Source organism: Bacteroides sp. 51 (genome assembly GCF_010500965.1).
Taxonomy (GTDB): Bacteria; Bacteroidota; Bacteroidia; order Bacteroidales; family Bacteroidaceae; genus Bacteroides.
Map to the genome: position 1 here is coordinate 1 of NZ_QVMI01000192.1, position 308 is coordinate 308.

1 pseudogene is annotated in these 308 nt (G+C 45.5%); it reads left to right on the plus strand.

The annotated features are described in order from the left end of the window. Positions 1-308, plus strand: a pseudogene (locus tag D0T87_RS24045) (hypothetical protein); the annotation flags it as partial.

A 308-nucleotide genomic window follows, 5' to 3' on the forward strand; every position in this document is an offset into this window, starting at 1 on the left:
ATTATGCCTATCAATATACATTCAAAGAAGGAGAACCCGGCAAGCTAAAGCTGGAATTCTATATCACTCCCTTTGATCATGCCGATGCACGCGGCGCCTACTGGTTCTACTGCGCTACCGACCTCGCCATGACACGTACATGGAATGGTTTTGTGGGATTTACGAAAAGCTTTGGCGAAAAGGTGTCTTTAGATGCTTCGCTGGCTGCCGAATTGTATCATAGTGCCATTCTATTTTCTTCGCGATCTCGGACAGTGGTACTTTATCGAAGAACAGAATGCCCTGTTTCCAAAGGAAGTCGTTTTCAT